At 67.9% G+C, this 18,247-nt stretch carries 15 protein-coding genes and 2 pseudogenes; 6 read left to right on the top strand and 11 right to left on the bottom strand.

What is annotated here, in order from left to right:
- Positions 1 to 6 precede the first annotated feature (6 nt).
- On the top strand, positions 7 to 2,847 hold the full coding sequence (locus EV384_RS23290) for an outer membrane protein assembly factor BamB family protein (protein ID WP_130336517.1): 2,841 nt from the start codon (positions 7 to 9) through the stop codon (positions 2,845 to 2,847).
- A gap of 128 nt (positions 2,848 to 2,975) precedes the next feature.
- On the opposite strand, the gene EV384_RS35010 is transcribed toward EV384_RS23290, so the two are convergent.
- The 8 genes and pseudogenes from EV384_RS35010 to EV384_RS35520 form a co-directional block, all read right to left on the bottom strand.
- Positions 2,976 to 3,137 carry a hypothetical protein gene (locus tag EV384_RS35010; protein WP_165440038.1) on the bottom strand — a complete coding sequence of 54 codons (162 nt, stop codon included), beginning with the start codon at positions 3,135 to 3,137 and terminating at the stop codon, positions 2,976 to 2,978.
- A gap of 176 nt (positions 3,138 to 3,313) precedes the next feature.
- Complete coding sequence (locus EV384_RS23285) at positions 3,314 to 4,762, bottom strand: aldehyde dehydrogenase family protein (RefSeq protein ID WP_207232429.1); 1,449 nt, start codon at positions 4,760 to 4,762, stop codon at positions 3,314 to 3,316.
- Positions 4,763 to 4,863: 101 nt separating this feature from the next.
- A pseudogene (locus EV384_RS36270) lies at positions 4,864 to 5,029 on the bottom strand (Sir2 family NAD-dependent protein deacetylase); the annotation flags it as partial.
- A gap of 71 nt (positions 5,030 to 5,100) precedes the next feature.
- Positions 5,101 to 5,788, bottom strand: a pseudogene (locus EV384_RS23275) (IS6 family transposase).
- A gap of 136 nt (positions 5,789 to 5,924) precedes the next feature.
- Positions 5,925 to 6,113, bottom strand: coding sequence for an SIP domain-containing protein (locus EV384_RS35525; protein WP_207232353.1), 189 nt, complete (start codon positions 6,111 to 6,113; stop codon positions 5,925 to 5,927).
- Positions 6,114 to 6,264: 151 nt separating this feature from the next.
- Entirely contained in the window at positions 6,265 to 6,996 is a 732-nt protein-coding gene (locus EV384_RS23265) for a hypothetical protein (protein ID WP_130336515.1), read from the bottom strand.
- Positions 6,997 to 7,692: 696 nt separating this feature from the next.
- Positions 7,693 to 8,472 carry a transposase family protein gene (locus EV384_RS23260; protein ID WP_130334533.1) on the bottom strand — a complete coding sequence of 260 codons (780 nt, stop codon included), beginning with the start codon at positions 8,470 to 8,472 and terminating at the stop codon, positions 7,693 to 7,695.
- A gap of 114 nt (positions 8,473 to 8,586) precedes the next feature.
- Positions 8,587 to 9,228 carry an integrase core domain-containing protein gene (locus tag EV384_RS35520; RefSeq protein WP_242624226.1) on the bottom strand — a complete coding sequence of 214 codons (642 nt, stop codon included), beginning with the start codon at positions 9,226 to 9,228 and terminating at the stop codon, positions 8,587 to 8,589.
- 340 nt (positions 9,229 to 9,568) lie between these two features.
- Here EV384_RS35520 and EV384_RS36265 point away from each other — a divergent pair, with 340 nt between their 5' ends.
- The 4 genes from EV384_RS36265 to EV384_RS23240 all read left to right on the top strand — a co-directional run bounded on the left by EV384_RS36265 (position 9,569) and on the right by EV384_RS23240 (position 13,247).
- A complete protein-coding gene (locus EV384_RS36265; protein ID WP_242624225.1) occupies positions 9,569 to 9,883 on the top strand; it encodes a helix-turn-helix domain-containing protein in 315 nt (104 codons plus the stop codon).
- A gap of 43 nt (positions 9,884 to 9,926) precedes the next feature.
- Positions 9,927 to 10,331 carry an integrase core domain-containing protein gene (locus EV384_RS36260; RefSeq protein ID WP_242624224.1) on the top strand — a complete coding sequence of 135 codons (405 nt, stop codon included), beginning with the start codon at positions 9,927 to 9,929 and terminating at the stop codon, positions 10,329 to 10,331.
- Between the two features lie 575 nt (positions 10,332 to 10,906).
- Positions 10,907 to 11,917, top strand: coding sequence for a hypothetical protein (locus tag EV384_RS23245; RefSeq protein WP_130336513.1), 1,011 nt, complete (start codon positions 10,907 to 10,909; stop codon positions 11,915 to 11,917).
- Between the two features lie 301 nt (positions 11,918 to 12,218).
- Positions 12,219 to 13,247, top strand: coding sequence for a M15 family metallopeptidase (locus tag EV384_RS23240; protein ID WP_130336512.1), 1,029 nt, complete (start codon positions 12,219 to 12,221; stop codon positions 13,245 to 13,247).
- 320 nt (positions 13,248 to 13,567) lie between these two features.
- Here EV384_RS23240 and EV384_RS23235 read toward each other — a convergent pair whose 3' ends face one another.
- Positions 13,568 to 14,080 carry a transposase gene (locus tag EV384_RS23235; RefSeq protein WP_242624223.1) on the bottom strand — a complete coding sequence of 171 codons (513 nt, stop codon included), beginning with the start codon at positions 14,078 to 14,080 and terminating at the stop codon, positions 13,568 to 13,570.
- Between the two features lie 50 nt (positions 14,081 to 14,130).
- A complete protein-coding gene (locus EV384_RS23230; RefSeq protein WP_278045687.1) occupies positions 14,131 to 14,598 on the bottom strand; it encodes an IS6 family transposase in 468 nt (155 codons plus the stop codon).
- A 399-nt stretch (positions 14,599 to 14,997) separates the two neighbouring features.
- Between EV384_RS23230 and EV384_RS23225 the strand changes: the two genes are divergently transcribed.
- A complete protein-coding gene (locus EV384_RS23225) occupies positions 14,998 to 16,875 on the top strand; it encodes a glycoside hydrolase family 3 protein (RefSeq protein WP_130336510.1) in 1,878 nt (625 codons plus the stop codon).
- Positions 16,876 to 16,924: 49 nt separating this feature from the next.
- Here the strand turns inward: EV384_RS23225 and EV384_RS23220 are convergent, their stop codons facing one another.
- On the bottom strand, positions 16,925 to 17,626 hold the full coding sequence (locus EV384_RS23220) for an IS200/IS605 family accessory protein TnpB-related protein (protein WP_207232428.1): 702 nt from the start codon (positions 17,624 to 17,626) through the stop codon (positions 16,925 to 16,927).
- Positions 17,627 to 18,247 lie beyond the last annotated feature (621 nt).

The following is an 18,247-nucleotide window of genomic DNA, read 5'->3' as shown; positions in this document are numbered from 1 at the left end:
CACACCGTGCTCTGGCCCTACCAGGCCCGCTTTGGCATTGGCAGCCAGGGCGTCCTCAAGGCGCTCGACACCCGCACCGGCGCGCAGATCTGGGCCTCCCCGATGTCCGGCGCGACCATGAGTGACGGCACGCCCGCCGTCATGGACGGCACCGTGTACGTCGGCAACGAGACCGCCGACCGCGTGCTCGCCTACGACCTGGCCACCGGCGCCCGCAAGTGGACCGGAGCCGAGTCGCTCGGCAGCTGGCAGGACGGCGTACCGACCGCGGCCGAGGGCAAGGTCTTCATCGGCGCCAACAACGGCATCGCCGCCCGTGACGCCAAGACCGGCGCGACGCTGTGGACCTACCGGAGCTCGCGCTCCTCGCTCGTCTCGAGCGGCTCGACCCCGAGCGCCGCGGCCGTCAAGGACGGCGTCGTCTACATGGGCTTCCCGAGCGGCGCCGTCGTCGCCCTCGACGCTCAGACCGGCAACGTCTTCTGGGAGCGGGCGCTGCCCGGCGACATCTACCACGGTGGCGTCATGTCCAGCCCGGTCGCGGCCGGCGACACGCTCTTCGTCGGCGCCAACAACGGCAAGTTCTACGCCCTGGCCACCGACACCGGCCAGATCCTGTGGAGCCACGAGACCGGCACCTGGGTGGGCGCCGGCCCGGCCGTCAGCGGCAACACCGTCGTGACGGGCGCCTGGGACGGCAACCTCTACGCCTACGTGCCGGGCGGCGAGTCCGCGCAGCGCTGGGAGACCGTGACCGGCACGGTCAGCGACCCGGAGACGGGCGCTCCGATCGCCGGCGCGAAGGTCACCGCCGTCGCCGCCGGTCAGGACACCGCGGTGACCAGCACCGACGCCAAGGGCCACTACCGGATCGGCCTGCCGGCGTCGACCTGGACCGTCACGGCGGCCAAGCGCGGCCTGATCGCCGACGACCGCTCGGCGTCCAGCGTCACGGTCGGCACCACCGGCAACGCGACGGCCGACCTGGAGCTGATCAAGGTGACCCACCCGGTCGCCGGCAAGTCGACGTACGCGCCGGACTACGGCAACGGCAGCACGCGCACGGACGTCGTCACGGGCAAGGAGTACTACTACCTGGCCAACGACAAGATCCGGGCGTCCGTGACGCCGTACGCCGCCGGCAACAACGGCGTCGGCGGCAACAACGGCGTCGGCGGTCTGGGCCAGGGCGCGCTGTCGGACCTCATGCTCAACGACGCCAACGGCGCCGAGACCCTCGACTGGGGCGAGATGCTGCTGCGTCCGAGCCTCACGCCGCCCGACTCGTGGGACCGGCCGAACGAACAGCTCGACCTGCCCGACCTCGCGGTCGACGGCGCTGCCGTGGTCGGCAACGGTCAGTACCGGGCGAACCCGGCCATCAAGGCGCAGGTCCGCTACGAGACCCTGCCCGACGCTCCGATCGTGAAGATGACGGTCGAGCTGACCAACACCGGCACGACGGGCTACCAGGGCTACTTCAACTACATGATCGACCCCGACAGCTCGGTCGACAACGGCCGGATCCCCGGGTTCAGCGGCATCAACGCGGGTCTGAAGACCTCGGGCTGGACCGGGAACTACGTCTACGTCGGTGCTGACGCGGCCACCACGAACGGCCAGGCCGCCCACGGTCTCGCGTGGGCACTGGACACGCCGACCGCGGTCGGTGCGTACGGCTACGTCGAGGGTCTCTACTACGACGCCACGATGGCGCCCGGTGCCACCAAGCAGTTCAGCTTCTACCACCTGACCGACTACGCGACCGCCGGTGGCGACCCCACCCGCAACATCGCGAAGTGGGCCGATGAGGTCGACCTGCACGACGCGGCCGTCCCGGACGCCGCTCGCGCGGCCGGCACGATCACCGCGGGCGGCGCCGCCGTCTCCGGTGCCCGAGTTGCCCTCGAGCAGGCCGGCACGGTGGTCGCGACCACGAGCACCGACGCCCAGGGCAAGTACCTCGTCAAGGCCCCGACCGGTCAGTACGACGTCCGGGTGTCCAAGCTGGGCTACCAGACGGCCACCGGCACGGTCACCGTGCCGGCGGCGGGCAGCGACGTCGCCGACGTCGCGCTGAGCCCAGTCACGGTCGAGGCGAGCTACGGCAAGCAGATCGGCTCGGGTCTGGTCGAGGCGGGCTACGGCGACGTCATGCTCGAGAACGACAAGCTCTCGATGGCGATCGCCGACGCCTACAACGACTCGCAGCTCTCCGGTGGCACCCGCGGCAAGCCGGTCGACATCGCCGTCCGCGGCATGGCCGACCAGTTCGACTGGATCAACCTGCCCTACGTCTCGGCGACCCAGCCGACCGGCGGTAGCGCGTGGGACATCCGGTCGGTGGCGGCGACCGACGTCCAGATCGTCCAGGCGACCGGCGACAAGGCCGTCGTCCGGGTGTCCGGGCCGGTCAAGGGCTTCACGGGTCTGACGGCGACGACGACGTACACGCTGAAGCCGGGCGACAACTTCGCCACGGTCTCGACGGAGCTGAGCAACTCCGGCTGGGCTCCACTCAGCGTGTGGACCGGTGACGCGATGGACCACGACGCGGCCGGCCAGGCCAGTGTCATCCCGGGCGCCGGCATCGTGATGCCGGGTGCGACGGCGGCGTACGCCCCGACCAAGCCGTACATCGGCATGACCGGGACCGACCCGCAGGTCTTCGGTCTCGTCTACGGCACGCCGGCCAGCGCCTTCGACGTCTATGCCACGGGCAATTGGGTGATGAGTCGGTTCAACGTCGACGTGCCGGCGGGTGGCTCCTACACCCTCACCCGCAAGCTCGTCGTCACCCCGGGCACCGACGCGGTGGGCATCCTCGACGGCGTCCCCGCGCCGTAACGCACACCCACCCCACCACCCGGGGCCGGCCCGGACTCCAACCGGGCCGGCCCCGTGCGCCGAGCCGCCAGAACAATGCGGCGGGTCGCGTCAGGTGGACCACGTACCGCAGCCCCTCGTTGGTGCAGTTAGCGCTTCCGGGCGGGCGGCCCACTGGTTCCGGCGGCCACGCCCCGCGCCGCTGCCCGGACGAGCCCGGCGAGGAGCAGGATGCCCATGCCGACGCCGGCCCGGTTCGCGAACAGATTGGGCTCGGTGAGCGCGACCACGTCGAGCAGCGCGAGCACCACCCCCGAATCCCTTCATCAGGCGTCCGGACCGGGGACGCGGCAGGGTGAGGCGGATGAGGGAGCCACCCTCCTTCATCACCGATGGCCGACGTTGCCACAGTGAACTGCTTCCGTAGGAGATCGAGGCACGTAATCGAGGCCTGCCTGCGCAGCGCGGTGGCTCGTAGCGCAGTTCCCTACGCGTAGGGGTACCACCAGGGCTTGCGCTCGGCGCGGGTGTCCCAATGCACGTGCTTGGTCTCCCGGAACGCCTCCAGACCCTCCGGGCCCAGCTCACGGGAGTTGCCCGACGCCTTCATGCCGCCGAAGGGCCCGGCATCGTTGTCGGTGAGCGGATCGTTGATCCAGACCGTGCCTGCTCTCAGCTCGTCCAGGCAGCGATACGCGTAGTCGGTGCGATTGGTGTAGACGTTGGCGCCCAGACCGTAGGGCAGCGCGTTGGCGCGGGCGATTGCCTCGTCCAGCGAGGAGACCCGCACGATCGGCGCGACCGGCCCGAATGTCTCCTCCCGCATAAGCGGCAGGTCGTCGGTGGCGTCCACGACGACGGACGGGGAGAGGAACCAGCCGCGCTCGAACCCGCCCCGATCGCCGCCGACCAGGATGCGGGCGCCACCGTCACGGGCCGAGGCGAGCTGGCCCTCCACCTTCGCCCGCTGCACTTCGGCGATCATCGGGCCCATGTCGGTCCCAGCCGCCAACGGATCGCCGAGCCGGACCGCGGCCGCCTCGGCGACCATCCGCTCGACGAACTCGTCGTAGACGGAGTCCATGACATAGAACCGCTCGGCCGAGGTGCAGACCTGCCCGGCGTTGAGGTACGCGGCCCACGCGGCACCTGGTGCCGCGACCGAGAGATCGGCGTCCTCGCAGACGATGAAGGCGTCCTTGCCACCCAACTCCAGGTGCGTGCGTTTGACCTGACGCGCGCACAGCTCGCCGATGCGCAGCCCGGCGGCCGTGGAACCGGTGAAGGCGACCAGATCCGTACCGGGGTGCACCACCAGGGCCTCCCCGACCTCGGCACCACCCGTCACCAGATTCACAACACCCGGCGGCAGCTCGGCAAAGGCCCCGGCAAGCATCAGCGTCGACAATGGCGTGTAGGGCGAGGGCTTCGCCACGACCGTGTTCCCCGCAGCAAGCGCCGGAGCGAGCTTCCACGCGAGCAGCAGCAGCGGATAGTTCCACGGCACGATCGCGGCGACCACGCCGAGTGGCTCCTTGATGACCAGCGCCAGCTGTCCGTCCTCCACCGGCGGCAGCACCCGGCCCCGCTCGTGCCGGCCCAGCTCCGCGTAGTAGTCGAAGCAGGCCGCCGACCAGCCGACCTCGTCGGAGTTCTCGATCAGTGGCTTGCCGCCCTCGATCGACATCTGCCGTGCAAGGGCGTCGGAGTGTTCACGCAGCCAGGTGGCGATCCCGTGCAGAAGGTCGGCCCGCTCGGCCGCCGGGGTACGCCGCCAGCCGTCGGCGGCGTCGCGGGCAGCACGGACCGCGCTATCGACCTGCTCAAGAACCGCGGATCCGACGGCGGCGACGACCTCCTCGGTCGCCGGGTTGATCACCGTAACCGAGGTTCCGGTCCCCGCCACGTGCTGGCCCGCGATCCACAACTGCGTCACTGCCGACTCCTGTCTCGAAGCTGTGCGGCGGCGATCATAGGCGCCGGAACGCGGCCGCAGCTAGTGCCCCGTCTTTGAACGTTGATCGTGTAATCCGTCGGTTCTGAGGACCCGAGTTGCTGGGCATCGACATGCGCCCACAGGCCGGTGAGATCGTTTGCGGAAGGTGGGCATGCCGCTCTCGGCTGAGATCCCGGCGCCCGTGAAGATCACAACACGGCGGGCCCCGCCGAGGAGTTGGGCAGGTCGCCGGGGCCGGCCGCCGATTGCCGGCGCCTGGGAGGGCGCTGTTGCGTTCTCGGATCGGACGGCGCGCTGAGCCGGGGTCGGTTTCGACGTCAGATCGCCAGGGTGAGTTCGGTGAACGCCGCGGCGACCCTCGCCCCGGGTGGGACGTCGAGTCCGAGTTCGTAGTGTCCGCGGCGAAGGTTCTGGGCGAAGGCATGTCCGGTGATGATCACCTGGGCTGTTCGATCGGTCCGCAGCCCGCGCATCGGTTTCAGGCGGTGTTTGAGCTGACTGTGATCGGCCTCGATCGGGTTGTTGGCGTATCGCTCGACGTGGTGCCACGCCGAGGGGGCCAGTTCGTCGAGCACCGCGGGGTAGATCGCGGCGGCGTCGGTGACCACCTCGCTGGGTGTCACCTTCAACGCCGATAGCGCCCGAGAGAAGAATCGCCGGGCCGCGCCGGCGTCTCTGCGAGCCGAGACGAGCACGTCAATGACCTGTCCGTACTGGTCGACCGCCCGATACACGTAGCGCCACACGCCGTTGACCTTGACGTAGGTCTCGTCGACGAACCACCGATCGCCTGGCGAGTGGCGGGCAAACCGGGCGGCGTCGGCCAGCAGCGGCGTGAACCGCTGCACCCACCGGTAGACGGTGACGTGGTCGACCTCGACCCCGCGCTCGACCAGCAGTTCTTCCACGTCGCGGTAGGAGGTTGTAGCGCAGGTACCACCGGACCGCGACGACGATCAGCTCGGCCGGGAACCGGAACCCGGCGAAGGCTGACTTCGGCGGCAACGAGGTACGGGGACGGATTGACGACTTCACCGCTCACGCCTGTCTCGATCTTGCATGCGACCCACGCATCTGTGAGTCTCGCGGAAGAACCTTGTCGATCAGCGGCACGACTCGGGCGACCTAGGCCGGCCTCGCGTCAGCACGCCGCGGTGGCGTCCGCCAGCCGTTCCTGCACCTCGGCGAGATCCTCCTCGGTCGGGGCGTCGTCCTGAGTCATGCGAAGTCGCCAGCACCCGGTGAACTCGATCGAGCGCTTGTCCACGCTGCGCTCCTCGACGAGGTGTCGCCGCAGCGCGCGCACCGCGCCCGACTCTTCGCGAGCCACGCGGCGACCGAGCCCGACGGGAACCGCGCACCTCGCACGGCCTCGACCAACATGTCGCCGCGTCCGGCCGGGACCTCGCTCCGGTCCAGCCAATGGACGATCACCTCGCCGCGTCGCAGTCGTGCTCCTACGCGGCTTTCGCCTCGGGCCCTCATCGCCCGGGGACGTGCTCCGGTGCGTAGGCGGCGCGGAAGAAGCCACGGACCCGGCTCTCACCGATGCCCAGGTTGTGCTCGAACGTCGTCGGCTTCGTCGGGGTGCCTGTGTCGAAGCCGATTAAGATGTCGTCGCGGCGGCCCCGGTTCGGGTCGTACACCTGCACCGTGACCCGGGTCCCAGCCACGCTGTAGCCGAAGGCCAACACCTGGTGGTTGAGGGCCAGATCCCGGGGGTCCCTCGCAGCCACCGTGACGACACCGAGCGGAACCGGCACGCCCCGGTCGAGGTCAGACGAAATCTGCGGCCACTGGACTTTGATCGTGCGCCAGCAGACGCCGCGTTCGATGAGGACGCGGCGGCCGAACATGGTGAAGCTGGAGTCCCCGTCCGGCAGGTTCATCCACTGGTAGTACTGGACGACTCCGGCGGGCACATGCCAGGAATCGACCAGGCGGTGAACGAGGAAACCGTAGAGCGGGTCGTCCGCCGTGGGTCGCTCGGCCGGCGCCGCCAAACCGGCGCGCCAGTAGTCAAGCGCCGCGAAGACCATTCCGCCGCACAGGCCGGCGGCGGCGTCGCCCAAACGGATGGTGCCCAACGGGGTGGGCAGGACGACCGCCGGCTGGGTCGGCCACGCGTTGACGAATGCGAAACCATTCTGTGATGGCAGAAAGCTCCCCAGCATCAGACTCTCCCTGGCCGCCAGCGCCCGCCCGGGCCACAAGCCGACATTTCGGTGCTCCCAACGCTAGGCCGGGTACTCGGCGGGAACGGTCGCCATCGCGACGGGGTCGGCTTTCCGACCGCCGACGCCGCAGCCGGGCAGGGTCCTGAATCAGCAGCATGACCGCCTCTTCGGGAGTCGCGGCGCACCGGATGCTCCTCCGGACGGGTGGCGGTGCTCTTCTCGACGGCGCCGAATCCGCCGAAGCATAATTCCGGACGACCGCTGGCAAGGTCGTCCGGACTCACTTTGCGTCGCTTCTGGTCAACGCGTCGGGCGCCCCGCAAGCCTAGGCCGGACAGGACAGTTGTTGTGTTCCTGCCTGGCTAGACCGCCGCGTCCCAGCCTTGCGCGAACATCAGGACCATTGACCGCGGCGCAGGGATACACGAATCTCGACCACCGAATCCGCAAGGTGTCTGAACAATCCCCCCTCCGGTTACTCAGACCCATTTCACGTGCCGCTGGTCAGCGCGGTCGATGCCCGCAAACTTCGTCTGGACAGGACAGATGTTGTCCTTCTGCGCCGAAGTGGCGGCGTCCAGGTGATCATGGCGGATGATTCGGCGGCGTCCAGATTTGGTTGGCGAGTCATGTGCGTCGATAGGGGTTGGCCCTTGACGAGTGATCTTGCAGAATGGCGCTAAGGGACGTCTCGTAACTGGGTGGAGGCGCTGCCCGGGGCCGGGTCGGCGGTCAGCCGGCCAGGATGATGTTGTGGAGGTTGGCGATGCCGGAAGCGGCGTCGGTCAATGTGTGGGCGGCGCGGCGGTAGTCGCGCAGGATCTTGAAGCACTTCATCCTGGCCAGGGCGTGTTCGACCCCGGCGCGGACCCTCCGGTGCTCGACGTTGAGGTCTTCCTTCCAGTCCGGCAGGTCGCTGCCGTCGGCGGGCTTGCGGTACGGGATGATCACCTCTGGGTTGCCGCGGTAGCCGCCGTCGGCCATGACTGGCCGCCCGTCCAGCTTCTGGTCGATGCCGCTGGTGCGGTAGACGATCGTGTCGTTGCGGTTGCCGGGCTGCGGGTCGCCGACGGCGATGACCAGGCGGGTGCTGGCGTCGATGGCGACCTGCAGGTTCGTCGAGTACCGGTAGTTCTTGCTCCGGGCGGCCAGGCGGTGATCGCGGGTGGGGATCAGGGTGCCGTCGACGATGGCGATCTGGTCGACCGGCCGCCGGCGCACCGGCGCGAGGGCCAGCAGCGGGCCGAGGGTGTCGATGACCCGGTGCGCTGCGGAGTGGGACACCCCGAACAGCGGGCCGATCTGGCGCATGGTCAGGTTCGTGCGCCAGTACGTGGCCACCAGCAGCACCCGGTCGGCGAGGTCCAGGGCCCACTGCCGGCCCGGCCGGCCGTCGGCGATGGCGTCACCGCCACGCTCGGCGACCAGGCGGACCAGCTTGCGGAACTGGGCGGGCTGCAGCCCCGTGAACGGAAAGATCCACTCAGTGTGGGCTGCGGTGATCACCTGCACCCAGGCATCTTGACCGGTCGTCCTCAGCAGACAGACACCGGGGTTACGAGACATCCCTTAGGGTGTGGGGCTCGCAAACCAGATTCGGCTACGCTGCCTGCGAGTATTCGTTGATCAGTCCGCCCAGTATCGGGCGTCGTTGAGGTCAACGACCTGCGGCGGTGGGTTCGGTGGTCGCTGTCCGAGTGATCGGTGTGGCCGGTGGCCGTTGTAATGCTCCGTGTACTCGGTCAGGACGCTCGCCAGGTGCCGTTCGCCGCCGATGAGAATCCGATCGGTGCACTCGCGCCGTACCGTGCCGATCCAGCGCTCCGCGAAGGCGTTCGCTCTCGGGGCCTGTGGCGGCGTGCGGAGCACGTCGATACCGGCGGCGGTGAAGACCGTGTCGAAGGCCGTAGTGAACTTCGTGTCGCGATCGCGGAGCAGGAACCGGAGCCCGTCGGCCCGCTGATCGAGGCTCATGAGCGGATTCCTGGCCTGTTGCGCCACCCAGGCACCGGTCGGGTGCGCGGTGACTCCGACGATGTGGACCTGGCGGCTGGCCAGCTCGATGAAGAACAGCACGTAGATCCGCTTCAACAGCACGGTGTCGACCGTGAAGAAGTCGCACGCCAGGATCGTGTGCGCCTGGGCGGTGAGGAACCGTCGAGTCGGTCCAGTCCGGCGGGGCGCCGGATCGACGCAGGCGTGGTGCAGGATCTTGCAGACCGTGCTGGCCGCTACCTGGTAGCCCAGACGAGCCAACTCGCCCTGCACCCGTCGATGGCTGTACCGCTCGGAAACCCGGTTCTGGCCTCTGAGGTGAGGTTTTGTGCGGCCCAGCCAGCCGACTGCGGGGCATGGTGGCGGGCATGTTCCTGTCCTTCGGGTACCTGATCTTGTGTCAGATCCTGCGGTTGGTGGCACAGGGAATGCGCGGCGTGCGATCGAAAGATGTCGAGATTTCTGTGTTACGTCATCAGGTCGCGGTTCTGCGCCGCCAGGTCGCACGTCCGGACCTGGAGCCCGTCGACCGAGCCGTCCTGTCAGCCCTGTCTCAGCTGCTGCCTCGTTCCCGCTGGTCGACGTTCGTCGTCACCCCCGCCACCCTTCTGCGGTGGCACGTGAGCTGGTCGCCAGGAAGTGGACCTACCCGAAACGACGACCCGGGCGCCCTCCGATAGGGGCGAAGATCCGCGCCCTGGTGCTGCGCCTGGCTCGGGAGAACCCGACCTGGGGCCACCGCCGGGTGCAGGGAGAACTGTTCAGATTGGGTTATCGGGTGGCACCGAGCACGGTGTGGACGATCCTGACCGATGCCGGTGTTGACCCGGCTCCGCAGCGCGGCAGGCCGACCTGGACCCAGTTCCTGACCGCTCAGGCCAGGGGCGTCCTGCCTGCGATTTCCTGCACGTGGACACGATCGGGCTGACCCGCAACTACGTACTGTTCCTGATGGAGGTAGCACCCGGCGGGTGCACATTCTCGGCGCCACCGAGCATCCGACGGGGGAGTGGGTCACTCAGCAGGCCCGGAACCTGTTGATGGACCTCGGCGACAGAGTCGCCCAGTTCAGGTTCTCGATCCGGGACCGTGACAGCAAGTACATCGCGCCGTTCGACGAGGTCTGCAGCACGGCGGGCATCGAGATCCTGCGCACCCCGCCTCCGGCGCCGCGGGCGAACGCATACGCGGAGCGGTGGGTTCGCACGGTCCGCCGTGAATGCCTCGACCGGATGCTGATCTACAACAGGCGACACCTGCTGGCCACCCTCGGGGAGTACGTGGCCCACTACAACGACCACCGGCCGCACCAAGCCCGGCACCAACAACCGCCCACCGCGCCACCGCCATACCGCCACGACCGGTCGTCGACCTGATCGCCGCACGAGTGCGCCGTAGGAAGATCCTCAACGGGCTGATCAACGAATACACCCAGGTGGCGTAGCTCTGACCGACTTTTCGAGCGGTACAGGGTCTGCGCGGATGTCGGAATACCCGCCTTCCAAAATTCGCCAGGTCTGTCTAAATTCCGACAGCGTTTTCTCGACGCGACCACGAAAATTGTGAACACGCATCACCGACTTGCCGATCCTCGTGGGCGGATTCTCCGTCTTCCGAGCACCGCGGCAACTCACCGATTAGGTCCCGCAGCGAAGGGGGAATTGGTGAGATGACGAACCCTAGCGATGACTGGCGGATTCCTGAGGAACGGCGGCGTCTGTGGCCCGAGCAGTGGGCGATCCAGGCCGCAGTTGAGGCTGACAGGCTCGATCAACGAATGCGCGTGGCACTAGCGGGGATGTCGCCCGGCAGTCAGCAGAAGTCTAGCGAGGAAGCAATCAAGTACCACCTGGGTGTCGCCCGCGTGGCCTGCCTACGGCCGCCGAAGCGCCGGTGGCGGGGAGTACGAGATCGGTGGCGCGGAACGTCGGTTGAGCAGGCGTATCGAAGTATGCACACCGCGAAGGTATTCCTCGTAGATCTGCTGCCAACGGTCGAGGTCAATGCTTTGACCGCGGACGTCTCGGCTCGCATGGCGACCGTTCTACATCGCAACGATCCACGGCGCGTTGAGGCCGAGAAGTCGCTGCAAAGCCCAAATGTGCGGGTCAGGCGGGCTGCGCTGAAGCAGGCCATGGAGACGTCCTACGACGCCTCCGACGAGGAGTACAGCCGCCTCCGCGACTTCCGGAATATCATTCTGCTGACCGCCGCTCTCATCGCGCTGTTCCTGATATTCCTCGGGATCGCGGTCCGGCAGGCGCCTCAGGCGATGCCCCTATGCTTCCAGCCGAGCGTTTCGACCGCTGCCGGAGAACAAGAGCAAGCTACCCACGTCTGCCCAAGCGGCAATCGACAGAATCCGTCCCGCGGCGACCTGCCGATTGTGGCCGGACTCGGGGCCATCGGCGGAGGCTTGGCGGCCCTCGTGGCCATCCGCAACCTCCGCGGCACCTCGACGCCGTATAGCATTCCGGTCGCCCTCGCGGTGCTCAAGGTGCCTACGGGCGCGCTCACCGCGGTCGCTGGGATCCTTCTTCTCGGCGGAGGCTTCGCCCCGGGGTTCTCCAACCTGGACTCCCAGCGTCAGATCCTCGCGTACGCGCTCGTGTTCGGATACGCCCAGCAAATCATCACGCGACTCGTTGATGAACGCGCGCAGTCGATCCTACACAAGATTCCGAGCAAGGACCGTGAAGCAAAGCAACCCGAAGCGCCCGTGGCCTTGCCCGACCGCCTTGAGCAGGCGAGTGGCGAGATTGGTGCAGTGGCCAATCCGCAGACCGCACAGCCCGCTCCGAGATCAACGCTGCCGCGTCCAAAGAGGCCGACGGAAGCGGCGGCCCCGACCCAGCGAACGTCCGTCGCAGTAGAGGCCAGCGAAAAACGGAGGGGATCCTCTAGCTCTACAGCTACGGGCGACGAGAGCCCTGAAGGACCGGCACCGATCTCTGATCCGTAGCTGTAGCCGGCAGGGGTCCGAACGCTGTCTCGCAGGGCCCTCATGCCACTTGCTGCAGGAATGGGCGATCGGCAGGGGCCTTCCCCCCTTCTCAGCTGGCCGAACGGGCAGGAGGCGATCGCTCCCTACGCCGGCAGTTGACACGGGAAGCACGACCCCGCCGGGTGTGGATATTCGCCTGCCGACCTTGCCGAGAGAACCGGACGCCCTGCGTGTCCCGAGGACGACCCGATTATGTCTGGTCGCGGACAGACAACCCTGCGTGACGGTTCGATGATGGATTGGTCGGGAGGAGGCGGGCATGGGATTTCCAGTACGCCCCGTCAAGCGGCCGAACAGGTTGGCCGGGCAAAGCAACGGCAAGCTTGCAGCCGAGATCCTCGTCGACGTCCCCGGGCAACGAGGCGGGCCGAGGGTCCGGCTGGTGAAACCAGCCGCCCGCGCTTGGACGGCAATGTGCGCCGCCGCGCTGGCCGCGGGCCACACTCTCAAGGCCACTGATCTGCACGGCTCGTACCGCCCGTACGAGGTGCAAGAGCGGATCTTCCGGGAGCGGTACACGCGCACTGTCCTGCCTGGACAGCCCTCCCGGATGTGGAACCGGCAACGCTGGTACCAGAAGCCTGGCACCGCGAAGGCCGCCGTACCGGGTACCTCCAACCACGGCCTAGGACTTGCGGTCGACACCGGCGAGGAACGCGACCACAACATCGACACCGATACACTCGACGGCGGCACCCTGCGCTGGCTGATCCACAACGAGCAACGGTTCGGTTTCTCCCACGAGATCCAATCCGAGCCTTGGCACATCCGCTACTTTGCCGGGGACACCATCCCCGCCGCGGTCACCGCCTACGAATCCGAGATTGAGAACAGCCACACGATCCCGACGGATCCTGCCACAGGGGATGACGACGACATGACACCGCAACAATTCCTGACAATCCTGCGCGACCCGGCAGTAGCCGCCACCATGAGAGCGCTGCCCTGGCAGTACACCGATCCCGGGCATCCCTCCGCTCACGGCATCGTGCTCGCCGAGATGCGCATGTCGCTCCGCCAACTCGCCGCCACCGCGGACCTGATCAGCGCGAAAGTCAACATCGACGACACCGAACTGGCCCGCATCCGCGGCCAAGTCGAGGCCGAACTGGCCGAGTTTGCCGTCGGAGAAGTGGCCGACAAACAGCAGCTGGCGACCCGAACCCTCGCCGGCCTAACCCCGGCCGTAATCGTCGACACGATCATTACTGCGCTGCCCGCGGATCAGGCCAAACAGGTCGCCACCCAACTCACCGCGAAGCTCGCCGTCCTGCAGCCGCAGGGCTGATTCGACCCCACGCCTTCGGATGCCCCACCCGTACACCACGCTCCGCCGCCGACGCATTGCGGTCCGCCCTAACCGAGGAACATGCTGGTCACAGGGGATGATGACGTGCGCGCACAACGTACTTCTCGTTTGATCTTCCGTATGCTCGGTGGCGTGATCATGGCCGTCTTGCTCAATGGGTGCGGTGCGGTGGGCAATCGAACGATAGCGGTACGGCGGACGCGGTGAATACCACGACGCCGTCGGTGACTACCACGACGCAGTCGGTCAGTGGGACTACGAGCACCCTCGAACCTGTAGGGCTCGCAAAGTCGGTTCGGCTATGCTGCCTGCGAGTACTCGTTGATCAACCCGCCGAGGGTCGGGTGCCGTCGGATCCTGGCGGCGGTCAGGTCAGTGACTCCCGGCGGCGGGTTGGGCGGCTGCTGGGCGAGCGATCGATGTGGGTGGTGGCTGTTGTAGTGGGCCGTGTACTCGGCGAGGACGGCCGCGAGGTGGCGCTCGCCGACGATAAGCATCCGGTCGGTGCACTCCCGGCGTACGGTGCCCACCCACCGCTCGGCGAACGCGTTCACCCGGGGTGCCTGCGGCGGGGTCTTGATCACGTCGATGCCTCCGGCGGTGAACACGGCGTCGAAGGTGTTCGTGAACTTCTTGTCGCGGTCGCGGAGCAGGAACCGCAGTTCAGCCGCGCGTTGGTCGAGGTCCATCAGTAGGTTCCGTGCTTGCTGCGTGACACAGGCACCAGTTGGATGGGCGGTCACCCCAACCACGTGGACGTGGCGGGTGGCGATCTCGACGAAGAACAGCACGTAGATCCGCTTGAGCAACACCGTGTCGACGGTGAAGAAATCACAGGCCAGGATCGTGTGGGCCTGGGCGGTCAGGAACTGTTTCCAGGTCGGTCCGGACCGCCGGGGTGCCGGGTCGACCCCGGTCTGGGGGAGGTTCTCTCGCTGGGTGTCACTTTCAACGTCGACAGCGCGCGTCGGAAGAGCCGCCGGGCGGCTTTGGCGTCCCGGCGGGCCGAGACGAGCACGTCGATGACCTGCCCGTCCTGGTCGATCGCCCGGTACACGTACCGCCACACGCCGTTGACCTTGACGTAGGTCTCGTCGACATGCCACCTGCCGCCTGGCGAGTGGCGGGAGAATCGGGCGGCGTCGGCCAGCAGTGGCGTGAACCGCTGCACCCACCGGTAGACGGTGACGTGATCGACCTCGATCCCCCGTTCGACCAGCAGTTCCTCAACGTCGCGGTACGAGAGGTTGAAGCGCAGATACCAGCGGACCGCGACCACGATCACCTCGGTCGGGAACCGGAACCCGGCGAACGCCGACGTCGGAGGCAACCACGGGCGAGAGCGGGTCGATGACTTCACTGCTCAAGCCTGCCTCGATCTTGCCAATGCAACGGTGCCCCTACCCGTGCCCGGCCGCCGCGACCACGGCACCGCCGCAGGCCTCGATCGGCCCAACCGCGCCGCAGGCAAGCCGGTGGCGGCGGTGGCGGCCCGGTGCGCGTACCCGGTAGCGGTCCGGCAGATTTGGCGCTCGTTGATCAGCGCCAGGTGGCGACGCGGGCGCGGCCGCGTCGGGCGATGCGGCTGTGGGTGGGCCGTCTGTCAGGGTGTGAAATATCGACATTGGTTTTTCCTCCTGGCCGGGGACCCAGCAGGTAGATCTATCGCTTACAGAAAAGTTCGCTTACAGTGAGGTCGGTCACTGATCTTCCCCTCCGGAGGGTTGGCATGCGCCATTGGTTCGGTCTTCGAGTCTGCGTCGCCGTTGTCTCGGTTGGGGCGCTTCTGTCGTCCACGGCGGTGCCGTCGGTCGCTGCGGGGGAGGTCGCGACCGGCGCGGCAGACCGTGTTTGGCCCGGGCATTCCGACGACGCGACGCTCCGCGGCAAGATCATCAGCATGCTCCAGCACATGACACTGCAGGAGAAGGTCGGGCAGCTGTTCGTCGTCGAGGTGTACGGCCAGGACGCCAACGCCGTGTCCCCGGCCATGGCGGCCAAAAACCAGGCGCTGTACGGTGTGGACACCCCGGTCCAGGTCATCGACAAGTACAAGCCGGGCGGGGTCATCTACTTCGACTCCAGGCGCGGGCCCGACAACGTGCAGAACCCGCGGCAGATCGGCACGCTGTCCAATGGGCTACAGACGGCCGCCGTCAGCCAGCGGCAACCGATTCCGCTGCTCATCTCCACCGACCAGGAAGGCGGCGCGGTCGTCTTCCGGCTCGTCGCACCGGCCACCGCGATGCCCGGCAACATGGCCCTCGGCGCGGGACGATCGACGGCGGACGCACACCGCTCGGCCGAGGTGATCGGCACCGAACTGGCGGCCGTCGGGATCAACCAGAACTACGCACCCGTCGCCGACGTCAACGTCAACCCTGCCAACCCCGTCATCGGCGTGCGGTCGGTCGGTGAGGACCCCGCCCTGGTGTCCGGCATGGTGGCCGCCCAGGTGGACGGCTACCACGACGGCGGTGTGGCCACCGTTGCCAAGCACTTCCCGGGGCACGGCGACACCGCCGTGGACAGCCACTTCGGCCTGCCAGAGGTCACCCACACCCGCGAGCAGCTCGAGGCGATTGACCTGCCGCCGTTCCGGGCGGCCATCGCCGAAGGCGTCGATACGATCATGACCGCGCACGTCGTGCTCCGGTCGGTTGATCCCAGCGGCGCACCGGCGACGATGTCCGGGTCCATCCTCACCGGGCTGCTGCGCGAGGAGCTCGACTACGACGGGCTCATCGTCACCGACGCCCTCGACATGGGCGGGGCGACGAGCACGTACCCGCCGAACGTCGCGCCGGTCGAGGCGTTCAAGGCCGGAGCCGACCAGCTCGTGCTGGCGCCGCAGATGGATGTCGCCTACAACGCGGTGCTCGACGCGATCCGCAGCGGCGAGATCTCCACGCGGCGCCTCGACGAGTCGGTCTACCGGATCCTGCGCCTGAAGATGAAGAGGGGTCTGTTCGACGATCCGTTCGTCGACGTCGAGCTGGCGGAGAAGGTCGTTGGCGCGCCGGACCACCTCGCCGACGCGCAAGTCATCACGGATCACACCACGACGCTCGTGAAGAACGACGCCGGCGTGCTGCCGCTAACTGATGACCCGCGGGACGTTCTGGTGACCGGCTGGGGCGTGACCACGACGAGCACGCTCGGCAACGCGATTGGCCAACGCGGACAGACCGTCACGGTCAGGGAGACGGGCACGACGCCCAGCCAGGCCACGATCAACCAGGTGGTCGCCGAAGCCGCGAACAGCGACCTCGTGGTGGTGTCCACGATGAACGCGGCCAGCGTCAGCGTCACCACCGGGCTGCCCACCGCGTCGGCCGCCGCTCAGCAGGCCCTGGTCAAGGCGCTGCTCGCGACCGGCAAGCCGGTCGTCGTTTCGGGGATGCGCAACCCCTATGACATCTCGTACCTCACCGAGGCGCCGACCTATCTCGCCACTTACGGCTACACGGCCGCCCAGATGGAGTCGCTGACCCGCGTGCTGTTCGGGGAGGTCAACCCCGTCGGCAAGCTGCCCGTCACGATCCCGCGCGCGGACGGGTCGGGTGCCCTCTACCCCTTCGGGCACGGACTCAGCTACGGCGGCTGACCGGCGGATGCAGGCGGTGGCACCCGGCGAGCGAGCTCCGTAACCGTTCCTAAAGACTGAGCGGGAGTGAGTTCTGTTGCCAGAACCCGTGCTCGGCCGAACGCCCCGAACGGTGTTGGGCGTTCTGGTCCCCCGCGTTCTCACCGCATCCGGCGCCGACGGATCGTGTCCGTGGTCCGGGAATGCGGGGGCGGGTTTCCTCGCGCCGTGTGGTGCCCGGTCCGGCCTGGGCGGTCCGATGCCCGGCACGATCACTCTGGTCGTGCGGGGGCGGTGCCGTCCGTCGCCGGATCGGGTGCCCCAGGGCACGCCGTCCGATCGCCACCGCTGCCGCGTGATGGCGAGTGGTCTTGCGATTCTTGCTGGTGAAGGGCTTCTGCCAGTGCTGCGCGCCCCACTTGCTCGTGTAGGCCGGGTCCACGACGACGATGGTGATGCCGAGTTCGGTCGCCATACTGACGAGCCGGGCGCGTAGGTTGCTCACGGGCATGCCGGAGATCAGGTTGCGGAACCGCTTGCGGCGGCCGTGCTTCTCGCGGGTCTTCTCCGCTGCGAAGTCGAGGTCTTCGACCGCGATCGACAGGTTGTGCCGCTTGGCGAAGTGCAGCAGCCGGATGAGCGCATGCCGGACCTGGGCATCACGGTGCTGCGCGGTGCCGGACAGGTCGTAGCCGTAGGTGAGCGGGGCGCCGAGCGGGTTGCCGTGCTCATCCAGACGCCAGGCGGCCAGGTGGTCGGCGTTGGTGTCCACGCCGATCAGGCCGCCGACACGGGCGGCGTTCAGGGGGCGCGGTCTTGACCGGCGGGTCTCCGGCGATGAGGGCGGCTTTCAATGCGTCCCACGCCGCGTTATCGGTGAAATCGGTACGCAGGACCAGCGACGTGAGGTCTTCGGGTTGGGGCAGAGGGGTCATTGACTGCGATCCTTTCAGCCCGTCGCCGTCACTGAGATTCTGGCGCTTCATGCCCTCGGTCTTCCGATCACCCTTGCCGTCCACTCACCAGCTCCTTCCGCAACCTCCTCTGAAGCCCGAGACCATGCGGCATACGAACACGTCTACGGATGGTCAGAGTGACAACCAGGCCGGTTCAGGTAGAGACAGCCGCTGTCGACTTGCCGCAGAGTGCGGATACGGTGTGGTCGTTCATGTGGGATCCGGCATCCTGTCTCAAGCTCTTCGACACGGCGGAAGTAGCCACTCACCGCGCTGAGGCACGCCCGGCGGGGGTCATCGGCGTCGGGGGAGCCATGCTGGGCGGGCCGCCGCTACCGCGGGATTCTTGAACACCACGCTCCAAGTGGGCTGGATAGGTGCGTCCTGCGTGGGTCTGCCGACCTACGGGTGGGGGCCCGGCACCGGTGCCGGCCTTC

This window comes from Micromonospora kangleipakensis, assembly GCF_004217615.1.
In the GTDB taxonomy this organism is placed as follows: Bacteria; Actinomycetota; Actinomycetes; order Mycobacteriales; family Micromonosporaceae; genus Micromonospora; species Micromonospora kangleipakensis.
Note: the sequence above shows the minus strand (reverse complement) of the source record. Positions and strands in the feature narration are given on the sequence as shown.